Consider the following 15,859-nt stretch of genomic DNA (forward strand, 5'->3'; position numbering starts at 1 on the left):
CTCCCTATAGACGATGGGGTTGATAGGCCGGGTGTGGAAGCCCTGTGAGGGGTGGAGCTGACCGGTACTAATAGGCCGAGGGCTTGTCCGCTGCAGATAATTGGATGTTCGCGCACATTTTTCACGGAGCTTGCTGCTCACGGTGATTCCCTGCCTCTTGGGGTGGGTGGAGTCGGGTGGGTGGTGTGTGGTTTCCGTGGTGGTTATTGCTGGAGGGTCACACCCGGTCTCTTTCCGAACCCGGTCGTTAAGTCTCTTTGCGCTGATGGTACTGCCCTGTGGTGGGGTGGGAGAGTAGGTCGCTGCCACGGTTTTTTGTTGAGGGGGGTCGCCTTGCGGGGCGGCCCCTCTTTTTGTGTGGGGTTGTCGGTGGGGGCGGCCTCTTTTTTGTGGTGGTGTTTGTGCGTTTGTGAACGCCAGAGTGGGGGTGCGGGGGTGGGGGTGGGCCCCCCGTGTTCTAGTCAACCGGGTGTGGGGGTGGCGGTGCCAGAGCGTCTTGCGTCCTGTGGACAACCAGCTCCGGTGTGCGCAGACCGCTGTCGGGAAAGTAGGACGTTGGGCACCTGCGCTCTGGTGATGAGCGGCGACACCATGTCGTAAGCTGGAAGGCACGAGTACTATGACGCGCTGCTACTGCTCAAGGTGGCAGCGCTTTTGAGTGTTGACGGACGGGTTGGATGACTGAGGACAGCCGATCGGGAGACCGCGAGGACTCCGGAGCCAACGAGCGCGGCGGTTACCGCTCCGGTGGACCTGGTGGTCGGGGACGCGGTGACGGACCCCGCGCCCGGTCCGGCTACAGCGGTTCCAGAGATGACAGAGGTCGTGACGACCGGCGCGGAGGATACCGCCGTGACGACCGTGACCGCGGGGGCTACCAGGGTCGCGACGATCGTCGCGGCGGTGGTGGTTTCCGGGGTCGTGACGAACGACGCGATGACCGAGGCGGCTTTCGCAGCGAAGGCGGCGGAGAACGCCGCGACAGTCGGGACCGTGGTGGTTTCCGCAGCGGGGACCGCCGGGATGACAGGGGTGGCTTCCGTAGCGGAGAGCGCCGCGACGATCGTGGGAGTTTCCGTGGCCGCGATGACCGCGACCGCGGTGGGTTCCGTGGCGGGGACCGTCGCGACGACCGCGGAGGCTTCCGTGGCGGTAACGACCGCAGGGACGACCGCCGCGAGGACCGGCGGGATGATCGGGGCGGCTTCCGTGGCGGGGACCGCGACCGCGGAGGCTTCCGCGGCCGTGACGACCGCAGGGACGACCGTGGTGGTTTCCGTGGCGGGGACCGCCGTGACGACCGCGGCGGGTTCCGTGGCGGAGAGCGCCGTGACGACCGGCGAGGCGGCGGTTTCCGGGACGGCGGGCGCGGGGATGACCGCCGTGGCGGCGGGTTCCGCGGCCGCGACGACAACAGGGGCGGCGGCTTCCGCGGTCGGGACGACCGGCGTGACGACCGCCGTGCGCCGCGCGAGGACCGCGACCCGGCCGACGTCGCGCCCCAGCTCCCGGCGGAGGTCAGCTACTCCCAGCTCGATCCCGAGACCAGGCGCGACCTCCACTCGTTGCCCAAGTCGCTGGCCGAACTGGTCGGCAAGCACATCGTCGCCGCCGGCATGCTCCTGGACGAGGACCCCGAGCGGGCCTACGCCCACGCGGCCTACGCGCGCCGCAAGGCGTCGCGCGTTCCCGGCGTCCGCGAGGCCTCCGGTGTGGCGGCCTACACCGTGGGCAAGTGGCAGGAGGCCCTGTCCGACCTGCGCGCCGCACGCCGGATGAGCGGACGCGACAACTTCCTCGCCATCATGGCCGACAGCGAGCGCGGCCTGGGCCGTCCCGAACGGGCGCTGGAGATCACCAACGACCCGGCCGCCAAGGACCTGGACGCGGCCGAGCGCATCGAGCTGCGCATCGTCGCCTCCGGGGCCCGCCGGGACATGGGCGACACCAAGGCCGCCCTGGCCGAACTCCAGGTGCCCGAGCTCAAGGAGAGGCGCGCCCGTCCGTGGGTCGCCCGCCTCTTCTACGCCTACGCCGACGTCCTGGAGGAACTGGGCCGCGAGGACGACGCCCGCGAGTACTTCTCGCGCGCCTCGGCCGTGGACAGTGACGGCGTCACCGACGCCGACGAGCGGCTGGCCGCCCTGGAGGGGATGGAGCTGGTCGACTACGACGCCGAGGACGGCATCGTCTGGACCGACGCCGAGGAGCAGGAACCCCTGGAGGAGCCGCAGGAGGACGCGTCCCCGCGCGACCGCGACGAACGGCACCGTGGCCGCGAGGACCGGGACTGAGTCCCTTCCACGGAACCGGTGGTACCGCACCGCCGGGCGGAGACGCTCCGCTCGGCGGTGCGGTCGTGCGTCTGGGGGTCCTCCCCGAGGTTCACGACTCCGTGGTGTGCCTGACCTACACCGGTGACCGGCCCCTGCTGGTGCGCAACCGGCGCCGGGCCTGGGAGTTCCCCGGCGGTCACGCCGAACCGGGGGAGACCCTCCAGGACACCGCGCGCCGCGAGGCCCGGGAGGAGGCCGGCGCCACCCTCGGCGACATCCGACCCGTCGGCCACTACGTGCTCTCCGGCGGTCACGTCACGGTGGTCACCCACGCGCAGGTGACCGCGCTGGCCCCGCTGACCGGGGAGTTCGAGACCGTGGAGGTGCGGGCCTTCGACGTCCTGCCCTCCGACGACCAACTCTCCTGGGCGGACGGACTCTACGCCCACCTGCTCCGGGAGCTGGGGCTGCCCGGGGCGCCGCCGGGGCCGTCCGCTAACCCCTGAGCCGCCGGACGTAGACGGTCTCGGAACCGACCGGGGCGTAGCCGAGCCGCCGGTTCGCGGCCAGCATCGGCGCGTTGTCCTCGTGGTTGCCGGTGTAGGCGTAGCGCATGCCCCGTTCACGCGCCCGGTGCAGTGCCGCGGCCTTGGCGTACCCGGCCAGGCCGCGCCCCCGGAACTCGCGCAGGGTGCCGGTCATGGACGACTCCATCCGGGCCTCCCCGTCGCTGACGTAACAGGTGATGGCGGCCGGCACGCCCTCGACCAGTGCCAACAGGGACAGGTCCGGTGCGCGGAGCGGGTGCTCCCACACGTCCTTGCGCCACCCCTCGTAGGAGGGGAACCAGGAGTCCGCGCCCGGCTCGTCCAGGCTGGCCAGCCTGTCGACCTCGTAGATCTCGCGCGGGTCGTCGGCGTAGTCGCCGAAGGGCCGCAGCTCGACGCCCTCGGGAGCCTTCGGCAGGGCGGGTAGCGCGGCCAGGTCCAGGCCCAGGACGCGGTGGGTGTCCTCCGGGGTGTACCCCCGCTCCAGCACGGTCCGCCGGAAGGCCTCGCCCCCGGCCTGGACGCCCTCCTCGGCGGCCTCGGTCCGCAGGACCTCGGCTCCGCCCTCGACGAGGTGGCGCTCGGAGGCGTCCAGCAGGCGCGCGCCCACGTCCGTGTCCCGGTGGGAGGCGGCGACCGTGGCGAGGAGGGACCGGCCGCTGCGGGGGCCCTCACCGTCGCAGCGTAGCGCGGAGCGCAGGAAACCCACCGGGGCCCCGTCCTCCACCGCGAGCAGAGTGGTCTCACGAATGCCGGGCAGGGGGTTCTCCGCCCGCCAGCGCATCGCTTCCGCGGTCAGCACGCGGCAGGGGTGGACAGCGCGTAGGAGGGGGAGGACCCGGGGGATGTCGGCCCGCTCCATGGGGCGGATCTGAGTCGTCATGGGGGTGAGACTAGGTCCGGGGCCCGGCGGGCGCACCCGGTTTTCCCGCGGTCCGCGCGCCGCGTCCGGCGGCCGTGCGCCGCTGGACGCTCCGCGCCTCCGCGTCGGAGCGCGGACGTCCGCGCTCCGACGCCGGGGACCGCGAGGGCCGCCCGGGACTGCTCAGGAGTGCTCCTCTTCCGCCGCCCGGGCCTCGGCCTGCTCCCGGGCGAGCCTGTCCAGCCAGTGCACGATGCCGGACACGTTGGCCTCCGCACCGCTGAGGGTGTCCAGGATCGCGGCGGACTCGGCGGGCAGCTCCGGCGGCATCGGCGCGTAGCGCGAGACCACCTTGTCGCGCACCATGGCGATCGCGTGGTCCAGGTCGCCGGTGCTGCCGTGGGACTCGCGCACCGTCTCCACCCACAGCCGGAGCTCGGACTCGGCCCGGTCGAGGGTCTCGGGGACCGAGGTGACCGCGCCGAAGTGGGAGAACATCAGCCGCTGGGCGTCGATGTCCCCGAACAGCCGCAGGGTGCGCAGGCACGCCTCCATGTCGAAGTCCGGCGGCGGCGTGGCCGGGCTGACCTCTCCGGTGAGCGGCTTGTACACGCCCAGCGCGTCGCCGACGTACAGGTCGCCGGTGAGGGTGTCGACCAGGCCCATGTGGTGCTTGGCGTGGCCGGGGGCGTAGTGCGTCACCAGCCGACGTCCGCCGCCCAGGTCGATCTCCCCGGTCTCGGCCACCGACCGGATACGGGTCGCCTCGGTGGGGTTCATCCGTCCGAACAGGCTGTCCAGCCGGTCGCCCCACACCATCTCGGCGCTGCGCATCAGCCTGCTCGGGTCGGCCAGGTGGCGGGCACCGCGCTCGTGCACGACGATCTCGGCGTTGGGGAACAGGGCGGCCATGTCTCCGGTGCCGCCCGCGTGGTCCAGGTGGATGTGGGTGACCACGATGGTGGCCAGGTCCGCGGGCGCCAGCCCGAGGCGGGTGACGGCCTCGTGCAGGACCCGCGCGGAACCGGCGGTGCCGACCTCGACGATGCAGGGCCGTTGGGAGCGGATGAGGTAGCTCGACACGATCCCCGGGTATCCGGCGAGCATCGTGTCGATGGCGAAGATGTCGTCGCCCAGCGGGGTGATCCCCTCGGGCAGACCGCTCACGTCCACGTCGTCGTGCACTGCAAGCACCCCTGTTCCTCGGTCGTCGTGGGGTTCGGCGGGGCCGAACCGGACAGGATCCGACTCTAGGACAAGGGTGTCACGGCTGGTCGGGGCGGGGCTCGGCCCGGTCCTCGCCGGAGGGGTGCGCGGAGCGCGGCCGGTGCCGGGACGGGTTGTCCACAGCCTCGCGCCGGGCCTTTCGCCCGGACCCTCGCCGGGGGATCCTGGTGGGAGAGCGCACGCCCCCACCGCACGCGGATGGCCGGACCTTCGGTCTCCTGCCCCGCGCCCCTGCTCCGCGTCGCGCCCGTCTCCTCGCTCTTCACCCATGGGAGGACGTCCACATGCAGCAGGAGTCCGCGGTCGCCCCGAGCCGGACCGCCCCCGACACCCCGCCCCCGCGGCAGGACCCGTGTGAGTCCGAGCACCGCAACGAGATCCTCGTGGCCGGGCGGATCACCGCCCGGCCCCTCATCCGCGAGCTGCCCAGCGGCGACCGGTTGGCCACCTGGCGGGTCTGTGTGGCCCGCCCCCGCGACAGCCGCTACCGCGGGCGCCGCTCCGACTCGATCACCTGCACCAGTTTCGACCGCGACCTGCACGAGGGGATACGCGCCTGGAGGCTGGGCGACGTGGTCCGGATGACCGGGGAACTGCGCCGCCGCACCTGGCGCGGCCGGGAGGGCGTACGCAGCGTGTGCGAGGTGGAGGCCAGGACCGCGATCCTGGTCCGGGCGGCCGAGGGCCCCGCGGCCGGGGCGGTGCGTCGGTGAGGGCCCGCCGCGTGGGCTCACCAGCCCAGGCGGGACAGCGCCTCGCGTGCGGCCGGGCCGGACGGGTCCGCCGACCGGTCCGCCCAGACCGCGACGCACAGCGCGCGCAGCCCGTCCAGCCGGTCCCCGGTCCCCTCGATGCGTGGTGCGCCGCCGGTGACGGTCACCGTCCACCCCGCGCAGCGGGTGCGGTCGCCCTCGCGGACGACGGCCGGGTGCGTGTGGTTCATGCCCGACAGGTCCCACGCCAGGTAGCTGGGGCGCTGGTGCTCGGGTGCGGCGAGGGCGTCCATCGGAGTGGCCACCCCCGTCAGCACCAGCATCCCCGCCGCGCCGTGGGCGGTCGCGCCCTCGATGTCGGTGTCCAGCCGGTCGCCCACGATCAGCGGGTTGCGCGCTCCGGTGCGCAGGATGCCCTCCTCGTGCAGGGGGCGCATGGGCTTCCCGGCGACGACGGGTTCGACCCCGGTGGCGTTGGCGATGACCCGGACGAAGGACCCGTTGCCGGGGGTCAGGCCCCACTCGCTGGGTGCGGTGGCGTCGTTGTTGCTGGCCACGTAGAACGCGCCGCGCCGGACCGCGACCGTGCCCTGGTCGAGCAGGTCGCGGGTCATGTGCCGGGAGTAGCCCTGCACCACGGCCACCACCGAGGGGCTGTCGACCGACACCGGGCGCAGTCCCATCCTGCGCACCGCCTGGCGCAGCGCGGTGTCGCCCACCACCAGTACGTCCGAACCCGCGGGGTGGTGTTCGCCGACCAGGCGGGCGGCGGCCTCCGCGGAGGTCACCACGTCCTCGGGGGCGGCGCCCACGCCCAGTTCGGTCAGGTGCTCGGCGATGCGTGCCGGGGTGCGCCCGGCGTTGTTGGTCACGAACGCCACCCGCGCTCCGGCGGCCCGCGCCTTGCCCACCGCCTCCGGTGCCGCCGGTACGGCCCGCGGGCCGATGTAGACGACCCCGTCCAGGTCCAGGAGCATCGCGTCGTGGATCTCGTTCAGGGGGCGGTCTGCGGCGAGCAGGGACATGGCGGAGAACCCGTTCCGTGTGATGGCGGTGGTCGTCTCCCAGGCTATGGCGCGGGTCCCCTCGGTCGGGACCGGCCGCCCGGGGCCGGGGTGTGCGCTGTGTCGCTGACCCACCGGCACCGCGCCGGGCGCCGGATGCTCCGGTGCGGGGGTCACCTGTCCCGGTTCACGGTCATCCAGCTGGACGCGAAGGCCACCGCTCCCGGGAGGGAGAACAGCCGTGCGGTGGCCTCGCCCACCGGGCCCGAGGTCACGGCCCCGGTGCTCTCGAAGTCGGCGCCCAGCCGTGCGAAGTCCCCCTCGTCCAGGAGCACGTCGGTGAAGTCCACCCACGTCCGGCCGCCGTCCGGGGTCAGGACCGCGCACCCGGACCGCTCCAGGCGGGGCCGGGGGATGCGGTACTCGGCCAGGTGGAAGGCGGTGCAGGAGTCGAACCCCGTGCCCAGCAGCAGGACCCTGGCCCGGACGCGTTCCAGCGCGGCGAGCGGGGAGTCCTCGCCCAGGCGGCAGTCGACCGGGTGGTGTGCCATGAGGTCGCGGGCGCGGGGGCCCAGCGCGGCGAAGGAGGTCTGCGGGTTCGCGCTGCGGACCGCGCCCGGCCAGGTGCGCACCATCTCCGGGACGCGGCCCATGTACCTGCTCGGTGTCAGGCGCGGATCGAACCCGGGCGCCTGCGCGCGGACGACCGGCCACCAGTCCTCGGGGACCGGGGGGTCGCGCCACCCGGCGGGGTCGGTGTTGTCCATGGTCTGGGTGGGCACGACGAGCGTTCCCCGGGAGCCGACGGCGTCCATGAGGGCCTGCACGAGGGCCTGTTCACCGCCGCACACCCAGCCCAGTGCGCTGAGGGAGGTGTGCACGAGGAGGGTGTCGGCGGGCGCGACCCCCAGCGCGGTCAGGTCGCGGGCCAGGGAGGCCCGGGTCTGGGGTCGGCCGGGGTTCTTCGCTTCGGCGGGCACGCTGGGGACTCCTCGGTTGGAAGGGAACGGAGCAGATCACCATGGGTACAGCAGGCGGCCGGTGCCGGGCCAGTGGATATCGGGAGGCCGGGTCCGGGGGAGGCGCGCCGGGGTGCGGGGGGTGGGGAAAACCCCAGGGTGTGCGTACGGTCGGCACCGTGGTCCCGGGTGGGCCGCGCCGAGCACGATGGTTCCCATGTCCCTGACCAGAATCGCGGCGGCGGGCCTGGCCGCCGCCCTCCTGCTGCTCACCGCCGCCCCCGCCCGGGCCGAGGTCCCCGACACGGACCCGGGTGCGCTGGCCCCCGAGGCCGTGGACGCCTACGTGTCCGACTACCTGGACGCCTCACCCCTGCCGGGGGCCGCCGTCGCCGTGACCCGGGGCACCGAGGTGGTGCGCGCGGCGGGCTACGGCACCGACTCGGCGGGTGGGGCGATCACCGCCGACACCCCCATGGGTGTGGCCTCGGTCAGCAAGGCCTTCACCGCGCTCGCCGTCATGCAGCTCGTGGAGGACGGCGCACTCGCGCTCGACGACCGGGTGGCGCGGCACCTGCCGGGGTTCACCCTCGACGACCCGCGCGCCGACCGCGTCACCGTCCGCCAACTGCTCACCCACACCTCGGGGATGTCCGACACCTCCTTCCGGGAGAAGAGCGCCTCCGCGGCCGAGGACCTGGAGGGGGCGCTCGCCAGGATGGCCGACTCCGGGATGGCCGCCGATCCGGGCACCGAGTTCCACTACCACAACCCCAACTACCACGTCGCGGCCCGGCTGGTGGAGGTCCTCAGCGGCCGGGCCTTCGGCGAGTACATGGACGAGCGCGTGTTCACGCCGCTGGGCATGGACGACACCGTCACCGTCGACACCGCCGAGGAGGTCTTCGCGGCGGGGGCGGCCCCGGGGCACGTCGCCGTCCTGGGCGCGGCCGTCGCGGTGCCCGAGCCGCAGAGTTACTTCAACGGCGCGGGCGGCATGGTCACCACCGCGCACGACATGGCCCGCTGGCTGATCGCGCAGAACAACGGGGGACGGGGAGCCGACGGCGCCCGCGTCCTGTCGGAGGAGGGGATCACCGCCACCCACACCCCGGTCGGCGGCGCGGGAGGCGACACCGCGCTGGGCTGGAACGCCGGGGAGAGCCCGGAGGGCGCCCCCATGGTCTCGCACGGGGGCATCCAGTTCACCTACACCGCCCACCAGGCGCTGCTGCCCGGGAGCGGGTACGGCGTCGCGGTGATGGCCAACACCGGGCTGGGCAGCGCCGACGCCTCCGCGCTGCTGCACGGGCTGGTGGCCCTGGCCGAGGGCGGGGATCCCGCCGCGCCGACCGCTCCGGTGCTGTTGGCGCTCGACCTGGTCCTGGTCGCCCTGGTCGGGCTGACCGGTTACCTCGCCCAGCGGGGTGTGCGGCGCGCCGACGCCTGGGCGGAGGTCGTCCGCATGCGCCCCCGGTGGCGCGGTGCCGTGCGCCTGCTGCCGGGGCTGGCCGTCATCGGCGCGGCCGTGTTCCCGAACCGGTTGGCGGCGCTGCTGGCCCAGGGCCGTGACATGACCTGGGGGCAGACGTTCTACCTGGCCCCCACCGCCCTGGCCCTGCTGGTGGCCGCCGCGCTCGCCTTCGCCGTGGTGTACGCGGCCCGGGCGGCCCGCCTGGTCGGAGCGCGGCGGTCGGTCCGGGGCCGCTCCCTCAGTCCAGGAGGCGCATGACCAGACCCGTACGCGGTTTGGGGCCGAACGAGGTGGACTTGCGGGGGGTCAGCTCCCCGCGGTCGGCCACCGCGTACACCTGCTCCACGTGCAGCGCGGGCACGATGACGGCCGTGCCCTTCTCGTCGCGGGCGGCCGCGACCGCCTCGGCCGCGTCGTCGTGCACCATCCGCACCCGTTCCTCCGGTACCTCCCACAGCGGCAGCAGCACCTGGTGCAGGGCGGCCGTGGACAGGTGCCGCCACTGCGGGGAGCGGTCGGGCATGGCCCGCTCCAGCACCCGCTCGTCGAAGCCGTGTACCAGGTGGGCGTCGCCCTCGGCGGAGACCAGCAGCAGGGCGGGCGCCTCCGCCCGGTCCAGGGCGTGTGCGCGGGGGCCCGCGACCCGTTCCACGGAGGCCACCGTGCGGGCGGCCTCGACCGCGGCGTCGGTGTCCAGGCCGGGGAGCACCCGGTGGATGGCGCCCAGCCGGGGCGGGTGGGTGTCGCTGTCCACGAGCAGGGCCAGCCCGTAGCGCCAGCCCGGGGCGTCGTGGGCGGCGCGCAGGCGCCGGTAGGCGGCGTAGCGGTGGTGTCCGTCGGCGATCAGCGCGGACCGGCCCGCCAGGTCGGCGCTGATCCGCCGCAGCACGGCGGGGTCGGTGACCGCCCACAGCCGGTGCTCGGCTCCGTCGCGGGTGCGCGCGTGCGTGAGCGGGGCGCCCGCGACCGCCTCGGTGGCGGCCGACGCGTACCCGTCGCCGCCCCGGTAGACCAGGAAGATCGGTTCGAGGTTGGCCCGGGCCAGGCCCATCAGGTGGAACCGGTCGCGTACCGGCGGGTCGGCCACGTCCTCGTGCGGGCGTACGGCGGGTTCGGCGCCCTCCTCGGGCAGGCGCAGGTTGCCCACCAGTCCGCGCTGGCGCCGCCCGTCGGCGGTGACCTGCTCGTACACGTACAGCGCCGGTCGCGCGTCCAGCGCGAGCACGCCGTCGTCGATCCAGCTGCGCAGCAGGCCGGCGGCCGTGCGGTAGCGGCGCGGCACGGCCCCTCCCGTCCCGGCGGGGCTCTGGCGGCTCAGCTCTAAGGGCAGGGTGACCCGCGCGGCGTTGTGCGGGTCGGAGCGCTGGAGCGCACGCGCCTCGTCGGCGTCGGGGATGTCGTAGGGAGGGGCCAGGAGTCGTGCGAGGTCGAACTCCCCGTCGACGAAGCGGTCCGCGTCGGGGTCGGCGTAGCGCAGACCGCGGAAGGGCGCCAGTTCGAGAGGTTGGCGTGGCATCCCAGCACGGTACCCGTCGTCGTTCGCCGTTCGGGCGCCGCGCGGTCGGCTCAGAGGAGTTTCCGCACGCGTAGCAGGTCGCCGACGCTGGCGTCGATCCTGACCCGGCGGCCGAACACGGCCTTGGCCGCGTCCAGGCGGTCCTCGGCCAGGGCCACCAGGTCCTCGCTGGCCACGGTGATCCGCACCTGCGCCCGGGGCGCGGGCCGGTCCGCGGGGCGGTGGGTGATGTCGACCAGGCCGTCGAGGGTGAGCCGCATGTCGAAGACGGCCTCCAGGTCGGGGACCTCCACGCTCAGGGAGCGTTCACGGATGTACTTGCGGCGCTTCTCGTCGGGTTGGGCGAGGATGCGCTGGTTCACCTTCTCGATGCCGGCGAGACACGTGTCGATGCTGCTCATGGCCACATCATGCCCCAGGCGCCGGGCGTTCGCGTCCTTGTGGTGCCATCGGGACGAATGGGGCGGTCTTGGGAGTTCGCGTGTCAACGCCGGTTCGGTCCCGGTAGCGTTGGCCACGGCCCCCCGTCGCGCAGCGGCTCGCCCTGCCCGCGCCCCCCTTCCCCTTTCGCGGTCCCACCAAGGAGCACTTGTCATCATGGTCGTCGACGCGGTACGCACCTACCTCGATGCCGCCAGTGGCCTCACCGAACTCTCGCGCAAGCAGGCCGTCGCCGCGGCCAAGGCCCTGCTCAGGGCGAACGGTCCCGCCGCGCCGGTCGCGGCGGAGGGGGAGAGCCTGCCGCCGCGGGTGGGGCAGAGCATCCAGAACCTGGCCGGGGAGCTCATCGAGACCAGCCAGGCCAACCGCGCGGCCATCGCCGACCTGGTCCGCTCCGAGGTCGGGCGCCAGCTGGAGCGGATGGACGTCGTGCCGCGCGCCGACCACGAGCGTCTGGTGCGCCGGGTCGCCGAACTCGAACGCCGCCTGGCCGCCCGCCACGCGGTCGAGCGCGTTCTGGCCCCCGTCGAGGCGGGCGCGTCCTCGCCGGTGCGCCCCGTGGCCGCCGCGGAGACCGACGGTTCCCAGTCCGAGGTGTCCACCGGGTCCGGGGAGGATGCCGCGGCCGAGTCCGAGGAGCGCGACTCCGGGGCGAAGGCCGGATCCGGCGCAGCCGCGACCGGGGGGGACGCGAAGGTCACCGGGGACCGGGACACGCAGGAGGCGGCCGACGGCGGTGCGGAGGCCTCCGCGGACACGACGGGTGCCGCTGCCGACGACGGGGCCGCCGCCCAGGACGCCGACAAGGCCGCGGCCAGGAAGCCCCGTACCGCGGCCAAGACGGCCCGCGCGCGCACCGCCGCCAAGCGCACCACCAAGAGCAGGGGCACCACGAAGAAGTAGAGTCGGACCAGCGAGAACACCGGGAGAGGCATGGACCCCAACGAGCAGGCCCAGGCACTGGCCGAGCAGACCCTGCGCAGCACCAGGGAGCGGCTGGCGTCGCTGGAGTCCCTGCCCACCGCCGAGCACGTCGCGGTCTTCGACACCCTGCACCAGGAGCTGTCCGGGGTGCTCGGCGCGCTCGACCAGGGCGCCGGCGCCCCCGAACAGCCCCGGTATCCTCGGTAACCATGGCAAAACGCACCCGGCTCGACGCGGAACTGGTCCGCCGCGGGCACGCACGCTCCCGTGGACACGCCGCCGAGATCATCGAGGGCGGGTTCGTCAAGGTCGCGGGGATCGTGGCCTCCAAGGCCGCGACCCAGGTCGGCCAGGACCAGCCCATCGTGGTCCGTCCGCCCTCCGACGAGCCCCCCTACGTCTCCCGCGGCGCCCACAAGCTCATCGGGGCCCTCGACGCCTTCGAGTTCGACGTCACCGACCGCAGGGCCCTGGACGCGGGCGCCTCCACCGGCGGGTTCACCGACGTGCTGCTGCGCCGCAGGGCGGCCCACGTCACCGCGGTGGACGTGGGCTACGGCCAGCTCGCCTGGTCGCTGCGCAGCAACGACCGCGTGCGCGTGATGGAGCGGGTCAACGTCCGTGAGCTCACCCCCGAGCAGATCGGCGAGCCCCGTCCCGACCTGGTCGTGGGCGACCTGTCGTTCATCTCGCTGCGCCTGGTGCTGGGGGCGCTGCGGGACTGCGTGGCCGCCGACGCCGACTTCCTGCTCATGGTCAAGCCCCAGTTCGAGGTGGGCAAGGACAAGGTCGGCGCCGGGGGAGTGGTCCGCGAGCCGGAGCTGCGGGCCGAGGCCGTCTCCGACGTGGCCGCGCACGCCCTCACCCTGGGGCTGGGCACCGTCGGTGTCACCGCCAGCCCCCTGCCGGGCCCCTCCGGCAACGTCGAGTACTTCCTGTGGATGCGCGCGGGGGCCGCGCCCCTGGACCCGGACGCGTTGGCCCGGGCCGTGGAGGAGGGGCCGCGTTAGCGACCGTGGCGAGCGTGTCTCAGGAGTCCGGTAACGTGACCCGGCCGGGTCGGCGAACGCCCCGGCCAGCACTTCAGACTCCCCGCCGGGGAGTGAACGTAAGGGGACGGCGATGACCAGCGGACGCAGTGTTCTCCTGCTGGCCCACACCGGTCGGCCCGCCGCGGTACGCAGCGCCCAACTGGTCCACGAGAGCCTGAGCCGGGCCGGGCTGACCGTGCGCATGCTCAAGAACGAGATCGAGGAACTGGCCGCGGAGGACTGCGTGCTCTCCCCGGTCGAGGTCGTGGAACCGGGGGAGGCGGCCCGGGGCGTCGAGCTGGTCATGGTGCTCGGCGGTGACGGCACCCTGCTGCGCGCCGCGGAGATCGCGCGCCCGGCCGGGGCGCCCCTGCTGGGGGTGAACCTGGGCCACGTGGGGTTCCTGGCCGAGGCCGAGCGCGAGGACCTGGGCGCGACCGTGCGCAGTGTCGTCAACCGCGACTACGACGTCGAGGAGCGCATGACCCTGGACGTGGCGGTCTTCAACGGGGGCCGGGGCGACGGGAGTCCGCCCGTGCGCAACTGGGCGCTCAACGACGCGACCCTGGAGAAGGGCGAGGCGCGCCGCATCCTGGAGACTGTCCTGGAGATCGACGGACGTCCGCTCTCGCGCTGGGCCTGCGACGGTGTGGTGTGCGCCACCCCCACGGGTTCCACCGCGCACGCCTTCTCCGCGGGCGGCCCGGTGGTGTGGCCGGACGTGGACGCCCTGATGGTCGTGCCGCTCAGCGCGCACGCCCTGTTCGCGCGGCCCCTGGTGGTGGGGCCGAACGCGACCGTGGCCCTGGAGGTGGTCCCGGCCACGGCGCCGGGCGTGCTCTGGTGCGACGGACGGCGTATGGTCGAATTGCCCGCGGGGGCACGAATCGAGATCACCCGTGCCGACACGCCGGTTCGGCTGGCCCGACTGCACCGGGCGCCGTTCACCGACCGGCTGGTGGCCAAGTTCGGATTGTCGGTCGCCGGATGGCGGGGCCGTAGCGAGCACGGCCGCTGACCGGCCCGCGCGGCCGGACGCGTCGTGCGCGCGTGTGGGCAGTGGCGTCAACTACAGGAGAGGGATCGGTGCTCGAAGAAGTCCGTATCCAGGGGCTCGGAGTCATTGACGACGCCGTTTTGGAGTTGTCACCGGGGCTGACCGTCGTCACCGGCGAGACCGGCGCGGGAAAGACCATGGTCGTCACCGGGCTCGGACTGCTCTTCGGCGGGCGGGCCGACCCCCAGCGCGTACGCCCGGGTGCGGACCGGGCCGTGGTGGAGGGGCGCCTGACCGTCCCCTCGGGCGGCCGGGTGGCCGCCCGGGTGCTGGAGGCGGGGGGCGACATCGACGACGACGTCCTCATCCTCACCCGCGCGGTGTCGGCCGAGGGCCGCTCGCGCGCCACCATGGGCGGCCGGTCCGCCCCGGTGAGCCTGCTCGCCTACCTCGCCGACGACCTGGTCGCCGTGCACGGCCAGTCCGACCAGCAGCGCCTGCTGCGCTCGGACCGGCAGCGCTCCTCCCTGGACCGCTTCGCGGGCGAGCCGCTGACCAAGGCGCTCAAGCAGTACACCGTGGCCTACCGGCGCCACCGGGAGGTGTCGGCGGAGCTGGAGGAGCTGGTGGAGCAGGCGCGCGAGCGCGCCCAGGAGGCCGACATGCTCCGCTTCGGCGCGGAGGAGATCGCCGCCGCCGAGCCCCGGCCCGGTGAGGACGCCGAGCTGCTCGCGGAGGAGACGCGGCTGGCGCACGCCGACAGCCTGCGCGTGGCGGCCACCACCGCCCACGAGGCGCTGGCCGGGGACCCGGCCTCCGACGTGGAGGTGGACGTGGCCGCGCTGCTCTCGGCGGCCCGGCAGGCCGTGGCGGCGGTGCGTGAGCACGACGCCGAGCTGGCCGCGATCGGCGAGCGGTTGGACGAGGCCTCCTACATCCTCACCGACGCCGCCACCGAGCTGGCCTCCTACGCCGAGTCGGTGGACGCCGACCCCGCCCGTCTGGCCCTGGTGCAGGAGCGCCGCGCGCTGCTCACCTCGCTCTCGCGCAAGTACGGCGCGACCACGGACGAGGTGTTGGCCTGGGCCGAGAACGCGGCCAAGCGGCTGGCCGACCTGGAGGGCGACGACGAGCGCATCGACGCGCTGCGCGCCGAGGCCGACGAGCTGCACGAGCGCATGGAACTGTTCGCCGCCGAGCTGACCCGTGTGCGCACCGAGGCCGCCGACCGCTTCGGGGAGGCGGTGACCGAGGAGCTGACCGCTCTGGCCATGCCGCACGCCCGCGTGAGCGTGCGCATCACCACGGGTGAGGAGTTCGGCCAGCACGGCCGCGACGAGGTCGAGGTCCTGCTGGCCCCGCACCCCAGCTCTCCGCCCCTGGCCCTGCACAAGGGCGCCTCGGGCGGTGAGCTCTCGCGCGTGATGCTGGCCATCGAGGTGGTCTTCGCCGGTGCCGACCCGGTGCCCACGTTCGTCTTCGACGAGGTGGACGCGGGTGTGGGCGGCAAGGCCGCGGTGGAGATCGGCCGCCGGCTGGCCCGGCTGGCCCGGCGCGCGCAGGTCATCGTCGTCACGCACCTGCCGCAGGTCGCGGCGTTCGCCGACGCCCACCTGGTGGTGGAGAAGTCCACCGAGGGCCTGGTCACCGAGAGTGGTGTGGTGCGGCTGGACCGCGGGGGCCGGGTCCGGGAGCTGTCGCGGATGCTCGCGGGGCTGGAGGACTCCGAGCTGGGCCGTGCGCACGCCGAGGAGCTGCTCACCAACGCCGATCCGGAACGTGCCTATCCGGCCGCCTGACCTGGGCGTTGTGTGCACGTTCGGAACGGATGTGTGACCTTCTGGCGTTTCGGGGTAGTGGGCGGGCAGGTCGCCGTGGTCGTCCCGG

General features: G+C 74.0%; 16 protein-coding genes and 2 rRNA genes. 11 read left to right on the forward strand and 7 right to left on the reverse strand.

The window, feature by feature from the left end:
- Together G011_RS0122675 and rrf are read left to right on the forward strand one after the other, a co-directional pair.
- Positions 1 to 91: ribosomal RNA gene (locus tag G011_RS0122675) — 23S ribosomal RNA — on the forward strand; the annotation flags it as partial.
- Positions 92 to 195: 104 nt separating this feature from the next.
- A 5S ribosomal RNA gene (rrf, locus tag G011_RS0122680) occupies positions 196 to 311 on the forward strand.
- 306 nt (positions 312 to 617) lie between these two features.
- On the opposite strand, the gene G011_RS32185 is transcribed toward rrf, so the two are convergent.
- A complete protein-coding gene (locus G011_RS32185; protein WP_196808535.1) occupies positions 618 to 1,601 on the reverse strand; it encodes a hypothetical protein in 984 nt (327 codons plus the stop codon).
- On the opposite strand from G011_RS32185, the gene G011_RS32190 reads away from it, so the two are divergent.
- On the forward strand, positions 1,566 to 2,294 hold the full coding sequence (locus G011_RS32190) for a hypothetical protein (protein ID WP_019610483.1): 729 nt from the start codon (positions 1,566 to 1,568) through the stop codon (positions 2,292 to 2,294). The two genes, G011_RS32185 and G011_RS32190, sit on opposite strands and share 36 nt — an antisense overlap.
- Before the next feature lie 65 nt (positions 2,295 to 2,359).
- Positions 2,360 to 2,782, forward strand: a complete 423-nt coding sequence (locus G011_RS0122695; RefSeq protein WP_019610484.1) for an NUDIX domain-containing protein — start codon at positions 2,360 to 2,362, stop codon at positions 2,780 to 2,782.
- On the opposite strand, the gene G011_RS0122700 is transcribed toward G011_RS0122695, so the two are convergent.
- Positions 2,772 to 3,707 (reverse strand): GNAT family N-acetyltransferase, encoded by a 936-nt coding sequence (locus G011_RS0122700; RefSeq protein ID WP_026338562.1) that lies wholly within the window; start codon positions 3,705 to 3,707, stop codon positions 2,772 to 2,774. The genes G011_RS0122695 and G011_RS0122700 overlap by 11 nt on opposite strands.
- A 162-nt stretch (positions 3,708 to 3,869) precedes the next feature.
- The gene (locus G011_RS0122705) at positions 3,870 to 4,871 is read right to left on the reverse strand and encodes an MBL fold metallo-hydrolase (protein WP_019610486.1); all 1,002 of its coding nucleotides are present in this window, start codon (positions 4,869 to 4,871) and stop codon (positions 3,870 to 3,872) included.
- A 326-nt stretch (positions 4,872 to 5,197) separates the two neighbouring features.
- Here G011_RS0122705 and G011_RS0122710 point away from each other — a divergent pair, with 326 nt between their 5' ends.
- A complete protein-coding gene (locus tag G011_RS0122710) occupies positions 5,198 to 5,626 on the forward strand; it encodes a single-stranded DNA-binding protein (protein ID WP_019610487.1) in 429 nt (142 codons plus the stop codon).
- A 17-nt stretch (positions 5,627 to 5,643) separates the two neighbouring features.
- Here the strand turns inward: G011_RS0122710 and G011_RS0122715 are convergent, their stop codons facing one another.
- Both G011_RS0122715 and G011_RS0122720 read right to left on the reverse strand, forming a co-directional pair.
- A complete protein-coding gene (locus tag G011_RS0122715) occupies positions 5,644 to 6,651 on the reverse strand; it encodes an HAD-IIA family hydrolase (protein WP_019610488.1) in 1,008 nt (335 codons plus the stop codon).
- 152 nt (positions 6,652 to 6,803) lie between these two features.
- Positions 6,804 to 7,610 (reverse strand): aminoglycoside N(3)-acetyltransferase, encoded by an 807-nt coding sequence (locus G011_RS0122720; protein ID WP_019610489.1) that lies wholly within the window; start codon positions 7,608 to 7,610, stop codon positions 6,804 to 6,806.
- Positions 7,611 to 7,797: 187 nt separating this feature from the next.
- On the opposite strand from G011_RS0122720, the gene G011_RS0122725 reads away from it, so the two are divergent.
- Positions 7,798 to 9,321: a serine hydrolase domain-containing protein gene (locus G011_RS0122725; protein ID WP_026338564.1), complete on the forward strand. Its 1,524-nt coding sequence runs from the start codon at positions 7,798 to 7,800 to the stop codon at positions 9,319 to 9,321.
- Here the strand turns inward: G011_RS0122725 and G011_RS0122730 are convergent.
- Positions 9,302 to 10,579 (reverse strand): DUF1015 family protein, encoded by a 1,278-nt coding sequence (locus tag G011_RS0122730; protein WP_019610491.1) that lies wholly within the window; start codon positions 10,577 to 10,579, stop codon positions 9,302 to 9,304. The two genes, G011_RS0122725 and G011_RS0122730, sit on opposite strands and share 20 nt — an antisense overlap.
- Positions 10,580 to 10,629: 50 nt before the next feature.
- The gene (locus G011_RS0122735; protein WP_019610492.1) at positions 10,630 to 10,980 is read right to left on the reverse strand and encodes an SCP2 sterol-binding domain-containing protein; all 351 of its coding nucleotides are present in this window, start codon (positions 10,978 to 10,980) and stop codon (positions 10,630 to 10,632) included.
- A gap of 196 nt (positions 10,981 to 11,176) precedes the next feature.
- Between G011_RS0122735 and G011_RS0122740 the strand changes: the two genes are divergently transcribed.
- The 5 genes from G011_RS0122740 to recN all read left to right on the forward strand — a co-directional run bounded on the left by G011_RS0122740 (position 11,177) and on the right by recN (position 15,771).
- The gene (locus G011_RS0122740) at positions 11,177 to 11,923 is read left to right on the forward strand and encodes a hypothetical protein (protein WP_019610493.1); all 747 of its coding nucleotides are present in this window, start codon (positions 11,177 to 11,179) and stop codon (positions 11,921 to 11,923) included.
- A 30-nt stretch (positions 11,924 to 11,953) separates the two neighbouring features.
- Positions 11,954 to 12,151 carry a hypothetical protein gene (locus tag G011_RS0122745; protein ID WP_013154045.1) on the forward strand — a complete coding sequence of 66 codons (198 nt, stop codon included), beginning with the start codon at positions 11,954 to 11,956 and terminating at the stop codon, positions 12,149 to 12,151.
- A 2-nt stretch (positions 12,152 to 12,153) separates the two neighbouring features.
- On the forward strand, positions 12,154 to 12,954 hold the full coding sequence (locus G011_RS0122750; protein WP_019610494.1) for a TlyA family RNA methyltransferase: 801 nt from the start codon (positions 12,154 to 12,156) through the stop codon (positions 12,952 to 12,954).
- A 112-nt stretch (positions 12,955 to 13,066) separates the two neighbouring features.
- Positions 13,067 to 13,993, forward strand: a complete 927-nt coding sequence (locus G011_RS0122755) for an NAD kinase (RefSeq protein ID WP_013154043.1) — start codon at positions 13,067 to 13,069, stop codon at positions 13,991 to 13,993.
- 68 nt (positions 13,994 to 14,061) lie between these two features.
- Positions 14,062 to 15,771 carry a DNA repair protein RecN gene (gene recN, locus G011_RS0122760; RefSeq protein WP_026338565.1) on the forward strand — a complete coding sequence of 570 codons (1,710 nt, stop codon included), beginning with the start codon at positions 14,062 to 14,064 and terminating at the stop codon, positions 15,769 to 15,771.
- The last annotated feature ends 88 nt before the right edge of the window (positions 15,772 to 15,859 follow it).

Origin of the sequence: Nocardiopsis sp. CNS-639, assembly GCF_000381685.1 — a bacterium.
GTDB lineage: Bacteria > Actinomycetota > Actinomycetes > Streptosporangiales > Streptosporangiaceae > Nocardiopsis > Nocardiopsis dassonvillei.